14 protein-coding genes are annotated in these 12,112 nt (G+C 70.9%); 6 read left to right on the forward strand and 8 right to left on the reverse strand.

Features of this window, described 5'->3' with window-relative positions:
* Nucleotides 1-30 precede the first annotated feature (30 nt).
* Nucleotides 31-1,608: a 2-isopropylmalate synthase gene (locus AC1MGR_RS23390; protein WP_108035270.1), complete on the reverse strand. Its 1,578-nt coding sequence runs from the start codon at nt 1,606-1,608 to the stop codon at nt 31-33.
* Between the two features lie 562 nt (nt 1,609-2,170).
* Here AC1MGR_RS23390 and AC1MGR_RS23395 point away from each other — a divergent pair.
* The gene (locus AC1MGR_RS23395) at nt 2,171-2,656 is read left to right on the forward strand and encodes an SRPBCC family protein (RefSeq protein ID WP_480233125.1); all 486 of its coding nucleotides are present in this window, start codon (nt 2,171-2,173) and stop codon (nt 2,654-2,656) included.
* Between the two features lie 181 nt (nt 2,657-2,837).
* Complete coding sequence (locus tag AC1MGR_RS23400; RefSeq protein WP_108035272.1) at nt 2,838-3,167, forward strand: hypothetical protein; 330 nt, start codon at nt 2,838-2,840, stop codon at nt 3,165-3,167.
* Here the strand turns inward: AC1MGR_RS23400 and AC1MGR_RS23405 are convergent.
* The 3 genes from AC1MGR_RS23405 to pdxY are packed head-to-tail and all read right to left on the reverse strand — an operon-like array spanning nt 3,158 to nt 5,644.
* A complete protein-coding gene (locus AC1MGR_RS23405) occupies nt 3,158-3,874 on the reverse strand; it encodes an NUDIX hydrolase (RefSeq protein WP_480233126.1) in 717 nt (238 codons plus the stop codon). The genes AC1MGR_RS23400 and AC1MGR_RS23405 overlap by 10 nt on opposite strands.
* Nucleotides 3,867-4,763, reverse strand: coding sequence for a PhzF family phenazine biosynthesis protein (locus tag AC1MGR_RS23410; protein WP_480233127.1), 897 nt, complete (start codon nt 4,761-4,763; stop codon nt 3,867-3,869). Before AC1MGR_RS23410 ends, AC1MGR_RS23405 begins: the two co-directional genes overlap by 8 nt.
* Nucleotides 4,764-4,795: 32 nt before the next feature.
* Nucleotides 4,796-5,644, reverse strand: a complete 849-nt coding sequence (gene pdxY, locus AC1MGR_RS23415) for a pyridoxal kinase PdxY (protein ID WP_480233128.1) — start codon at nt 5,642-5,644, stop codon at nt 4,796-4,798.
* Between the two features lie 151 nt (nt 5,645-5,795).
* Between pdxY and AC1MGR_RS23420 the strand changes: the two genes are divergently transcribed.
* Both AC1MGR_RS23420 and AC1MGR_RS23425 read left to right on the forward strand, forming a co-directional pair.
* Nucleotides 5,796-6,317, forward strand: a complete 522-nt coding sequence (locus AC1MGR_RS23420; protein WP_480233129.1) for a DedA family protein — start codon at nt 5,796-5,798, stop codon at nt 6,315-6,317.
* Nucleotides 6,318-6,323: 6 nt separating this feature from the next.
* Nucleotides 6,324-7,109 carry a cobalamin-binding protein gene (locus tag AC1MGR_RS23425; protein ID WP_480233130.1) on the forward strand — a complete coding sequence of 262 codons (786 nt, stop codon included), beginning with the start codon at nt 6,324-6,326 and terminating at the stop codon, nt 7,107-7,109.
* Nucleotides 7,110-7,115: 6 nt separating this feature from the next.
* On the opposite strand, the gene AC1MGR_RS23430 is transcribed toward AC1MGR_RS23425, so the two are convergent.
* Entirely contained in the window at nt 7,116-7,523 is a 408-nt protein-coding gene (locus AC1MGR_RS23430) for a hypothetical protein (RefSeq protein WP_480233131.1), read from the reverse strand.
* Nucleotides 7,524-7,751: 228 nt separating this feature from the next.
* On the opposite strand from AC1MGR_RS23430, the gene AC1MGR_RS23435 reads away from it, so the two are divergent.
* Complete coding sequence (locus AC1MGR_RS23435; protein ID WP_480234880.1) at nt 7,752-8,237, forward strand: MmcB family DNA repair protein; 486 nt, start codon at nt 7,752-7,754, stop codon at nt 8,235-8,237.
* A gap of 78 nt (nt 8,238-8,315) precedes the next feature.
* Entirely contained in the window at nt 8,316-9,662 is a 1,347-nt protein-coding gene (locus AC1MGR_RS23440; RefSeq protein WP_480233132.1) for an adenylate/guanylate cyclase domain-containing protein, read from the forward strand.
* A 10-nt stretch (nt 9,663-9,672) separates the two neighbouring features.
* On the opposite strand, the gene AC1MGR_RS23445 is transcribed toward AC1MGR_RS23440, so the two are convergent.
* From AC1MGR_RS23445 to AC1MGR_RS23455, 3 genes are all read right to left on the reverse strand, one after another.
* Nucleotides 9,673-9,861 carry a hypothetical protein gene (locus tag AC1MGR_RS23445; protein ID WP_480233133.1) on the reverse strand — a complete coding sequence of 63 codons (189 nt, stop codon included), beginning with the start codon at nt 9,859-9,861 and terminating at the stop codon, nt 9,673-9,675.
* 179 nt (nt 9,862-10,040) lie between these two features.
* Nucleotides 10,041-11,519 carry a protein adenylyltransferase SelO gene (locus AC1MGR_RS23450; protein WP_480233134.1) on the reverse strand — a complete coding sequence of 493 codons (1,479 nt, stop codon included), beginning with the start codon at nt 11,517-11,519 and terminating at the stop codon, nt 10,041-10,043.
* 148 nt (nt 11,520-11,667) lie between these two features.
* Complete coding sequence (locus tag AC1MGR_RS23455) at nt 11,668-12,066, reverse strand: hypothetical protein (RefSeq protein ID WP_480233135.1); 399 nt, start codon at nt 12,064-12,066, stop codon at nt 11,668-11,670.
* Nucleotides 12,067-12,112 lie beyond the last annotated feature (46 nt).

A 12,112-nucleotide genomic window follows, 5' to 3' on the forward strand; every position in this document is an offset into this window, starting at 1 on the left:
GTGTCCACCCCAGGGGCGTTATTTTCTCGGCTAAACCGCGGCCGGGCTCTGGGCGTGAAGGCGCTCCGCCCAGGCTTCGAGCTTGTTGAGGGCCGAGAGATAGGCACGGGCCGAAGCGACCAGGGTGTCCGGGTCCGCACCGCGGGCAGTCACACTGCGCTCGCCGCTCTTCAGGCGTACCGAGACCTCGGCCTGGGCATCCGTGCCCTCGGTGACCGCGTGTACCTGATAGAGTTCGAGATCGGCCTCGTGCGGCACCAGGGCCTGGATCGCGTTGAACACCGCGTCGACCGGGCCGTTGCCATCGGCCTCCTCGGTGACGATCCGACCCGCAATGTCGAGCTTCAGGGTCGCCCGCTGTGGACCGCGGGTGCCGGCGATCACCGACAGGGAGACGAGGCGGATCCGGTCATGGGCGGTGGCGAGGTTCTCGTCGACCAATGCCTCGATATCCTCGTCGTACACGTGCTTCTTGCGATCGGCCAACGCCTTGAAGCGCTCGAACACGTCCTGCATCTGGTTGTCGCTCAGCACGAGACCGAGCTCGTCCAGCTTCGAGCGGAAGGCGGCCCGGCCCGAATGCTTGCCCATGACGAGCGACGTCTTGGCGACACCGACCGAGGCCGGAGTCATGATCTCGTAGGTCTCCGTGTGCTTGAGCATACCGTCCTGATGGATGCCGCTCTCGTGCGCGAAGGCGTTCCGGCCGACGATCGCCTTGTTGTATTGCACGGGGAAGTTGGTCGCGTGGCTGACGAGCTTCGACGCGCGGGTGAGCATCGTGGACTCGATCCCGGTTTCGTAGGGCATGACGTCCCCGCGGGTACGGATCGCCATGACGATCTCCTCCAGAGCGGCGTTTCCGGCGCGCTCGCCGATGCCGTTGATGGTGCATTCGACCTGGCGCGCGCCGCCCTCGAGGCCGGCCAGCGAATTGGCGATGGCGAGGCCGAGATCGTCGTGGCAATGCACTGAGAAGATCGCCTTGTCGGCGTTCGGCACCCGGTTCCGGACATCCTGGAACATCCGGCGGTACTCGTCCGGGGTGGCGTAGCCCACGGTGTCGGGCAGATTGATGGTGGTGGCACCCGAACGGATCGCCGCCTCGACGCAGCGGCAGAGATAGTCGATAGGCGTGCGGGTGGCGTCCATGGCGGACCACTCCACGTCCTCGACGAGGTCGCGCGCCTGAGACACCGTCTTCAGGATGATCTCCACCACGTCATCTTCGGACTTGCGCATCTGGTGCGCGAGATGGATCGGCGAGGTCGACACGAAGGTGTGGATCCGGCCACGCCTGGCCTGGCGCACGGCCTCGCCGGCCCGGGCAATGTCGGCGGGAATCGCGCGGGCGAGACCCGCGACGGTGGCACGCTTGACCCGCCGGGCGATCTCGGAGACCGCCTCGAAATCACCGTTCGACGCGATGGGGAAGCCCGCCTCGATGATGTCCACGCCCATGGTGTCGAGGAGTTCGGCGACCGCGAGCTTCTCGTCGAGGGTCATGGTGGCGCCGGGGCACTGCTCGCCGTCGCGCAGGGTGGTGTCGAAAATCAGAACGCGGTCCTTCGCACGAGCTTCGGGCGCCGGAGTTGGGGAGGTCGTCATGCTGGCTATCCTGTCGGGACGCGAGTCCGGAATCGGGGGACGCGGCGTCGGGAAATCGTAGAGGTCCGGGCAAGCGCCGCACTGCGGGCACCCACCATCGCGAACTGCGCTCCCCTGAGAGCCCAGGCGCATGCGCCCGGACGGCCCTCAGGGGCGGGTAAGGAGGAGCAGGACGGCGAGAGACGCGCGTGACCGAGCGGCCGCGAAGGCGGCGTCGGTCGTGCTGCGCGTGGAGCCGGCGCTGGCCAAGGCTCGTCTCTCCCGAGAGGCAAGGGCGCGCCGCGGCGGCGCACGAACGCTTGCGAAGGCGGTTTACCTAGCCGCTGAGGGCTCACTTGACAAGTTTCGACGCGGCGCGCCCAGCGATGCGCCCGACCGCCTGACGGGGCGGAATTCGGCCTCGGAGCCTGGTTCCCCACAAGGTCTTGCCGGAATTCGCAATCGTTTCGGCCGGATGCATTGCCGTTGGGTTCGCTCCGCCTAGCTTCGCTGACGGATCGAATACGATTCGGCGGCGAAATCAGTCCGTCCACGCAAGAAAAATCTGGAAGGAAACCTCATCATGTCGCGGATGCTGTCGCGCACCCTGGCCCTGCCCGTCCTCGCCCTGCTCGCCGGAACGGCGCCCGTGTTGGCGCTCGATGCTGCCAAGACCATCGATGTCGCCGCCCCTCCGGCCAAGGTCTGGGCGACGATCGGCGATTTCTGCGGCATCGGTCAGTGGCATCCGGCCATCGAGAAATGCGTGCTGTCGCAGGATGGCGGCAAGACCCTGCGGACCCTGAGCCTCAAGGGCGGCGGCACCATCGTCGAGTCGCAGACGAAGCGCGACGACAAGGCGATGTCCTACACCTACGCCATCGTCTCCGGCCCTCTTCCGGTAAGCGACTATTCCTCGACGATCTCGGTGATGCCGAAGGGCACGGGCTCGACGGTGAATTGGACCGGCAGCTTCAAGGCCAAGGGTGCCCCTGACGCCGTGGCCATCGACGCGATCTCGGGCATCTACGATTCAGGCCTCAAGGCCATCGCGGACAAATCCAAGTAAGCGGATCTCTTCGAGCGCATCCGCGTCAGCGGACCAAGACCATGGGCGGCTCCCTCCGAGCCGCCCTCCCCCTGCAGATTCGTCCGATCCGGCACCCGATTGACCGGCCGGAGCACTCGGCGCAAAACCGCCCCGGATCAAGCTGTGCCGTTTCCCGGCACGGGTACAGTCAGGAGCCGCCGTGTCCCGGGTCAGCCTCGCCGTCGCCGTCCTTCTCTCCGCCGCCCTGCTCGGCGCCTGCAAGCCGACCGCCTCGGCACCGCCCGCGGTCGCCGTCGCCGCAGCCCCCGTGGTCGCGACTCCCCTGCCGCAAGGCACCGGCTGCGGTCCGTCCATCGCCCGCACCCAGGCGGTGGTCGACAGCGACGTCGCCACCGGCAACCTCAACCCGCCCGTGGGCGAGCGCTTTAGCGCCGACCTGCGCCACGCCGCCGATGCCTGCGCGGGCGGACGCGAGCGCGAAGCCCTCGGGCTGCTGGGCGCCGCCAAGGCGCGCTACGGCTACCGGTAGTTGGCTGCGAACGCGCGGGTGAGATAGGCCCGTACGAAACCGGGCATCCGGGTGGCATCGAGGTCGTCCGGCCCACGCGCGAGGGTGAAGCCGGTGAGCTCCGGCGCAGCCTCGCTTCGGCGATGGGCTTCCATGCGGCCATGCAACGCGTTGGCCGTCTCGGTGAAGCGCACCGGGCGCAGGAAGGCGCGCTGACTCTGGCCGGCGACCAGGACCCACGCCTCCGGCGCATCGGCCGGCAGCACGAGGCCCGTCTCCTCCCGGAACTCCCGTTCGGCACTGCCGGCGAGGTCGACCCGGTCCCCGTCGCGGATGTCGGCCCGGTCCGGTGTTCCGCAGGCGAAGTAGATCTGCCCGGCATTGGCGGTGTGTTCGCCCATGATGCCGAGGAGGGCCGCGCCGTCGGCGCTCCAGGGCACCACCGCCGCGAAAGCGTTCTTGACCGCCGGATCGGGGGAGCCCGCCAGGCGGAAGGCGAGGAACTCGGAATACGCCACCTCGAACAGATCGATCCTGCAGGTCGATCCGTCGACGCGGCAGTCGCGGGCGAGGAGCACCCGTCCGTCGAACAGGTCCGGCCGTTCGGCGCGCCGCCGCGCCCAGGTCTCGGCGATCGACGCGGCCTCGTCGCGGGCCCAGGCCCAGTCGGAGGGCACCAGCCGGGCTTCGATCCGCCGGACCGGCGTCAGCGTGAAGCCGTCAGACAAGCAGTGTGCCCTCGCTCACCAAGACCGCCGCCCCGCTGATCTCCACCGAACGCAGGGCGCCGGTCTCGATGACGAGTTGGACCCCGATCGTGCTCGGCCGGCCCATCGCGACGCCCTGACGCAGAACGATGTCGTGCTCGCCGTCCCCCAAGGGCTCGAACTGCATCATCACGCCGGCGAAGGCCGCTGCCGCCGAGCCGGTGGCGGGGTCTTCGGGGACACCGAGATGGGGCGCGAACATCCGGGCCTGATAGCGGTGGCCGACCTCCTCGGGATCGAGGGTGTAGCAGTAGAGGGCAGCCGGGGTGCCGAGCGCGTCGAGCGCAGAGGATACCACCCGGGCCCGGTCGAGGGCCGCCCGGCTGGCGAGGGGCACGAACAGGAAGGCCGGCCCGGCCCGATGCCGGCTTGGGACGTGGCGGGCGAATCCAATCTCGCCCGGCTCCAAGCCCAGAGCAGCGGCGACGGCATCCGCCTCGGGCCCCTCTCCCAGATATTCCGGCAGCACCGGCATCTTGAAGCGCCCGGTGCCGCGTCCATCCCCAGGCTCGACCACGCAGGCCAGGGTCCCCAGCGTGGCCTCGAGCCCGAAGGCCATCGCGGCGGTGAGTCCCGCCCGCTGGTCGCGCAGGGCGAGGAGGATGGCGGTGCCGAGGGTGGGATGTCCGGCGAAGGGCAACTCGGATGCGGGGGTGAAGATGCGCATCCGGGCGCGGTGCCGGGGCGTCTCGGGCGGGAGGACGAACACGGTCTCGGACAGGTTGAACTCTGCGGCCAGGGCCTGCATCGCGGCGGTATCAAGGTCCTCGGCATCGAGCACGACGGCGAGGGGATTGCCGGTCAGCGCCGTGTCGGTGAACACGTCGAGGGTCACGAAGCGGCGTGGCATGGCGGGGTCTCCAGGCTCTCGAAGAATCAACCTTAGACGGTGTCGACCGGGAACGTCTCGCTCGGCGTGACGAACTCGTCCTGCGCCGCCACCGTGAGGATCTCGCGCGAGCCGGCCTCTGCGGTGCGGCGCAGGAGGCCGTAGACGGAGGCCCCGGCCATGCCGAGGGCCAGGGCGGCCGAGCGCGTCCGGGCGTAGTGCACCAGGAACAGGGCCGCGATGGCGTCGCCAGCGCCGTTCACGTCGAGATGGAGGCGCGGGGTGCGCAGGCGCCAGAAATGCCCCCCCTCCCCCGCCAGGAGGTCGATCGCATCCCCCGGCGTGTCGTCGGTGATCAGCGAGGTGACGAGGACGACGCGGGGCCCCAGTGCCTGGACGGAGGCCAGCGCGCGCTTGGCCTCCGCGAGCGTGTCCGTGGGCAGCCCCGAGAGATGGTTCAGCTCGAATTGGTTCGGGGTCACGATGTCGGCCGCCGGCACCGCCTGTTCGCGCATGAATTCGGGGATGCCGGGGCGCACGTAGATGCCCCGGTCGGTGTCACCCATCACGGGGTCACAGGCGTAGAGGGCCAGCGGGTTCAGCGCTCGCACCGACGCGACCGCCCGCACGATGGCAGTACCGATGTCGGCCGAGCCCATGTAACCCGAGAGCACGCCGTCGCAGGTGCCGAGCACACCGCGCTCGGCGATACCCGCAACGAGGTCCTCGATCGCCGGGCCGTCGAAGACCCGCCCGCGCCAGGCACCGTAGCCGGTGTGGTTGGAGAACTGCACCGTGTGGATCGGCCAGACTTCGACGCCGAGGCGCTGCATCGGAAACACAGCCGAAGCGTTGCCCACGTGGCCGAAGGCGACGTGGGATTGGATCGAGAGGATGTTCATGCCGGAATCTCCCGAGGTCGCACGGCGGAGGAGCGGGGGCGCCAGCCCTTAACCCGGTTTTCCATTCAGACGCACCCCCACGGGCGCTCTGCGCGCTTGCCCCGATGCGCGCCCTCGGTCACAGCGAGGTGCCGAACCTCAAGCGAGACCCATGGACTTCGAATCGATCCGCACCAGCACCCTCGCCTTTGTCGAGGCGAACCAGGGCTGGACGCCGCTCATCGTCGGCGTGCTCGCGTTCTGCGAGTCCCTGGCCTTCCTGTCGCTGCTAGTGCCCGCCACCTTCCTGCTCCTCGGCATCGGGGCGCTGATGGGGTCGATCGGCATCCCGTTCTGGCCGGTGATGCTGGCGGGCGCCCTCGGGGCGGCGCTGGGCGATTGGGTCTCCTATGAGTTCGGGCACTACTACAAGGACGGCGCCAAGCAGATGTGGCCGATGCGGCGCTATCCCGCCATCGTCGCACGGGCCGAGGAATTCTGCCGGAAGTGGGGGGCCGGCGGCATCCTGATCGGGCGCTTCATCGGGCCGGCCCGGGCCGTGGTACCGCTGGTCGCGGGTGTGTTCGGGGTGAAGCGCCTGCCGTTCCAGATCGCCAACGTGACCTCGGCCTTGGCCTGGGCTTTCCTCATGCTGGCGCCGGGGGCGGGGCTCCTCGGCTACCTGAAGGGCTGAGGCGCCGTGCGCCGGTTTCCGCCCGAGCGCATCGTCTGCCTGACGGAGGAGACCGTCGAGACGCTCTACCTCCTCGGCCAGGAGGACCGCATCGTCGGCGTCTCGGGCTACGCGGTGCGCCCGGCCCGGGTCCGGCGGGAGAAGCCGCGAGTCTCGGCCTTCACCAGCGCCGACCTGCCCAAGATCCTGTCCCTCGCCCCCGACCTCGTCCTCGCCTTCTCCGACCTGCAGGCCGAGATCGTGGCAGACCTCGCCCGAGCCGGCGTCGCCGTACACCTCTTCAATCAACGCGACCTGCCCGGCTGCCTGGCGATGATCCGGACGGTGGGTGCCCTCACCGGCGTCCCGGCCGAGGCCGACGCCCTGACGACGCGGCTGGCCGACCGGATCGCGCAGGCGGCTGCGGAGAGCGCCGGACGGCCGCGGCCGCGCGTCTATTTCGAAGAATGGGACTCGCCGATGATCTCGGGCATCGGCTGGGTCTCTGACCTCATCACGGCGGCCGGCGGCGACGACGTTTTCCCTGAACAAAGTCGCCAGGCAGCGGCGCGGGACCGGATCGTGAGCCCGGAAGCCGTGATCGCGGCGCGGCCCGACGTGATCCTCGCCTCCTGGTGCGGCAAGCGCGTGAACCGCGAGCACATCCGCACCCGTCCGGGATGGGACGTGATCCCGGCGGTGGCCGCCGGGCGCATCCACGAGATCAAGTCGCCGCTGATCCTGCAGCCCGGCCCTGCGGCTTTAACGGACGGGTTCGACGCGATCCGGGCCGCCCTGCGGGACGTGGGCTGAACGGATTCACGAGGCCCGTGGCGGGTCGGCCTCGCGCCGACCCGCGCTGGGGGGCGGTCCCGACGGGGCCGCGAGCCAGGTCCGGCGCCGGGCGATGAGGTGGCGAAGGCGGGCCGCCCGCTTCTCCCGGTGCTCGCAGCCGTCGCAGGAAGCGGCATCGGGACAGTCGAGGGAGCCGCCCTCGAACAGGCTGGCCAGCGCCAGGATGAAGCCGAAAAGCACCACCACCGCCAGGGCTGCGAAGGGCCAGGCCAGGCCGAGACCCACCAGCAGGGCGATGCCGAGTTTCAGCACCAGGGAACCCGCAAGCTTGAGCTTGATCAGCGTTGCCAGGGTCGCGGCGGCGCCGAGGAAGCCGCGGGCGGCCCGCAGCAAACGCACCCGCAGGCGACGCCGGACCGCGAGCGCCTCCAACCGCGCGAGTTCACGCGCGACGCGCGCGACATCTGCCGTCCGGGCTGCGCTTCCGTTCTGCGGCAGACTTACCTCCCTGCGCCTCCGCTCCATCGCGATGGGTGCCACGAAGCGCGCCGACGCTCCACCCCGGCCGGGGCAAAGGGGTCGCAGGTGACAAGCCGCGCCGCGGCTGGTTTCCTGGGGACGGTCCCGATTCGGGACATCGTTCCGATGCATCAGAGCCGTATGTCAGCAGCCCTCGCGTCCGTGATCCTTCCGCCCGACCGGCGCCAGTCGGCCACCGCGCTTCAGGTCCAGCGCGGCGTCCGGCGCCTGTTCGCCGAACTCGGCCACGTCACCATCCCGGAATTCTCCCTGGCGAACGGCCGCCGCGCCGACGTCATCGCCCTGTGTCCGGCCGGGCGCCTGACGATCGTGGAGATCAAGTCCAGCGTCGCGGACTTCCGGGCCGACCGGAAATGGCCGGACTATCGGGACTACTGCGACCGTTTCTACTTCGCGATCCCCGAGACGCTTTCCACCACCCTGACCCCGGAGGATGCCGGCCTCATCGTCGCCGACGCCTTCGGCGCCGCGATCCTGCGCGACCCGCCCGATCATCCCCTGAGCGGCCCTCGGCGCAAGGCCGTCACCCTGCGCTTCGCCCACAGCGCCGCGCGCCTGCTGCACGCCCTGGCCGATCCCGGCGCCATCCGCGAAGGTGCGCTCTGAGGCACGGCGAATCGCCGCCGCTGCGTGGGCGGCCCGACGTGGTAAGGAACCCCGCGTCCCTCATCGATTGCCAATTGCATGCGCCTGCCCTCCCGTCGCCGTCCCAACGACGGTGATCCCGCCATCCTGCGACGGCTCCAGGCCGCCTCGGGCCGCCGCTCCCTGCTGCTCTACCTCGTCATCGTCCTGGTGCTGGTCGCCACCGCCCAGGGCTATGACGGCTCGGCCCATTCCACGCATCACTGGATCGGCCTCGGGGTCTACGCGGTCTTCTCCCTCGGCCTCGGGATCGCCGACTGGCGCGCCTCGCAGCGGGACGGCGGCACGGAGCGCGGGACGGAGTGGCTGGCCTGGACCGCGACCCTGCTGAATGCCGGCGTGGCCCTGTTCCTCATCGTCGAGCACATCCTGCTCGGTGCGGTGGAGACCGAGGAGACCGCCACCGCGGTGAGCCGCCTGCCGGCCTTCCTGCTCCTGCTCCAGACCGGACTCAGCATGCGGGTCTGGCACACCGTCGCGTTCTCGGGGCTGGTCAGCCTGGCCTGGGGCGGCACCATCCTGCTCGCCTACCTGGCTCCCGAGAGTGCCCTCCTCGGCCCGCACGTGACCCTGGAGGAGGAGATTCCGGGCCTCCTCACCTTCCTCGCGGCGAGCCTCGTGGTGATCGATGGCGTGCGCCGGCTGCAGATGGCGGTGGCCACCGCTTTGCGGATGGAGCGGGAGCGGACGAATCTCGCGCGCTTCGTGCCGCGCCGCGTGGCGGGGGAACTTGCCCAGAGCGGCGGCGGCGTCGGCGCGGTGCAGTCCCGCCACGCCTGCCTGTTCGGCCTCGACCTGCGCGGCTTCTCGGCCTTCTCGCGGGATCACGACCAGGAGGAGGTCGTGCGGGCGCTGCTCGACGTCCGGGCCCTGACCCACGTGGCGGTGAGCGAGCATGGCGGCATCGTCGACAAGTATGTCGGCGATGGCATCCTGGCGCAGTTCATCGTCGGGCGTCCGCAGACCCAGGCCGAGGCGGTGATGGCCTGCGCCCGAACCATCGTCGCCCGCCTGGCGGCGCTGAACGCGGAACGCCGCCGGGAGGATCGGCCGGAATTGCGCATCACCATGGCGCTGCATGCCGGCGAGGTTCTGGTCGGGGTCTTCGACGATGGGCATCGGGCGGAGTTCACGGTGCTGGGCACGGCGATGAACCGGCTCGCGCGGATCGAGGCCCGGGCCAAGGCCGCCGACCTGACCCTGGCAGCCTCGGACGCGGTGATCCGCCTCATCGGGCCGGCCACACGGGCATCGCTCCAGCTCGCGAACATGCCCCCGTCGGAGTGCCGGGACACCCGCGACATGGTGCTGTTCGCGGTGGACTGGGCCGCGGACACCGCGGCGGAATCGGCATTGCCGGACCACCCGATGGCCTACATGGCGTGAGGGCAGACGGTCAGCTCGAGAACGAGCCGAAACCCTCGAACCCGACGCGCTGGCGCGCCGCCTCGTCGGCCTTGGGCCGCTCGAGGATCGCGGGATCGATCGTGGGGGCCGGGGTCTCCGGTCGGGTGGCCCGGGGCGGAGGACGATCGTCCGGGACGGAGGACCAGATCGGACGGTCCGGCTTCAGTGTCTTGGTCATCGGGACACCCCTGGCATGCGCTGACGAGCAGCTATGAAATACAATATACCAGAAATGCCGCAAGCCTAGCGGCGTTCCCTCTGCACAGGGGGAACCCGTGTCCTCAAGCCGGACCCGCTCGGCCCTCTGCCGCGTCCGACTGTCCGGTCTGCACGTTGTCCAAGGGGTGCCGGTTCGGTTCAGGTGCCGCAGAAGGTCTGCAGCACGCGCTCGTGCGGCTGGGGCGGCTCAGCATAGGCCGCGGATTCGGGCTGGTCGTCATAGGGGCGGGCCAGCACTGCCACGAGGTCATGGAACGGCGCGAAGTCGTCGCGGGCGATCGCCGCCTCGATCACCGCCTCGACGCGATGGTTGCGTGGGATGAAGGCCGGGTTGACCCGGTCCATCGCCGCCCGGCGCGTCGCCGGGTCCATCGGCTCGGTGGCGAGGCGGGCGCGCCAGCGGCTCGCCCAGGCGTCGTATCCAGTGGAGTCGTCGAAGAGGTCGCGCACGGGGCCGTCGCCCTCGGGGCGGAGGGCCGCCGCGCCGAGGCGCCGGAAGGTCAGGGTGAAGTCGGCGCGCCCCGCCTGCATCGCCTCCAGCAGGGCGCGGCCGAGTTCGCGGTCCGAATCCTGCTCCGTGCCGAGGCCGAGCTTGGCCCGCAGGCCGCCGTAGTAGGCCGCCTCGAATCGGGGACCGAAGGCGGCGAGGCGGTCCTGCGCCACGGCGATGCCGTCCTCGGCCTCGGGCGCCAGCAGGGGCAGCAGCGCCTCGGCGAACCGGGTCAGGTTCCAGTGCAGGATGCCCGGCTGGTTGCCGTAGGCGTAGCGGCCGTACTCGTCGATGGCGCTGAAGACCGCGGAGGGATCGTAGGCGTCGAGGAAGGCGCAGGGCCCGTAGTCGATGGTCTCGCCGGAGACGGCGCAGTTGTCGGTGTTCATCACCCCGTGGATGAAGCCGACGAGGAGCCAGCGCGCGACGAGGTCGGCCTGGCGCTCCACCACCCGGGTCAGCAGGGCGGCGTAGGGGTTGGGCTCGTCCGCCAGCTCGGGGTCGTGCCGGCCGATGACGTGGTCGGCCAGCGCCCGCACGCCGTCGACGTCGCCCCGCATGGCGAAGTACTGGAAGGTGCCGACGCGGATGTGGCTGGTGGCGACCCGGGTCAGGACGCCGCCGGGCAGCATCGTCTCGCGCATCACCGAATCCCCGGTCAGCACCGCCGCCAGGGCGCGGGTGCTGGGGATACCCAGGGCCGTCATGGCCTCGCTGACCACGTATTCCCGCAGCACCGGCCCGAGGGCGGCGCGGCCGTCGCCCCGCCGGGAGAACGGGGTCGGGCCCGAGCCTTTCAGCTGGATGTCGCGGCGCAGGCCGTCGCGCCCGACGACCTCGCCGAGCAGGATCGCCCGGCCATCCCCGAGCTGCGGGACGCGGTTGCCGAACTGGTGGCCGGCATAGGCCATGGCCAGGGGCTCGGCGCCCTCCGGGACCCGGTTGCCGGCCAGGACCGCGACGCCCTCCGGGCTCTCGAGCCAGGCGACGTCGATCCCGAGCTCCGCGGCGAGCGCCCGGTTGACCCGGATCAGGCGGGGCGCCGCCACGGGCGTGGGGGTCACCGATGCGAAGAAGTGCTCCGGCAAGCGGGCATAGGTGTTGGCGAAGGGAATGGCGGCTGTCATCGAGGGCTTGGGTCCCGTGTGCGGCGCGGCGGGCGGCTCTCGCCACGAGGTGGGGCGCCGCGCCCCACGCTCTGGACACGAGGTGGGGCGCCGCGCCCCACAAGGCAAATCCGGCCGGTCCCGGTGTCCGGCCCTCCGGCGGGGAGCCTCAGCGGTCTGCGGGCCGGCCCCGGGCCGGGGCCTGGCGGACGGCGCGGTGGCGCCGACGGGGCGGAGCCTCGACCGCGTCGTCGGGCGCGAAGCGGGCACCGCGCAGGCCGTATCGCTGTCCCGGCGCGATCCCCTGCACGGCGTCGTAGGGGCCGCGCCCCGTGCGCGCCCGGTAGGCGGCGCCGGCGAAGTCGCCCGGGGTCGGCGGCGTGCCCGGCTGCGAGAAGCTGGTCTCCGGGCGATAGGCCGGCCCCCAGCCGATCGGGTCGTCGCCGGCCGGGTCCTTGCCCGGAAAGCCGGTGACGTAGCCGGTGCTCTGGGCCGCGGCCGGCGGCGGCAGGGCGGTGGCCGCGGCGCAGGCCACGGTGAGCGCGAGGGCGAGGCGGGACGGACGCATGTCGATCCTCTCGAGAGGGAGTGGGGTCGGGCGCGGGGCGGGTTCT

The organism is Methylobacterium sp. BI1, from assembly GCF_056680125.1.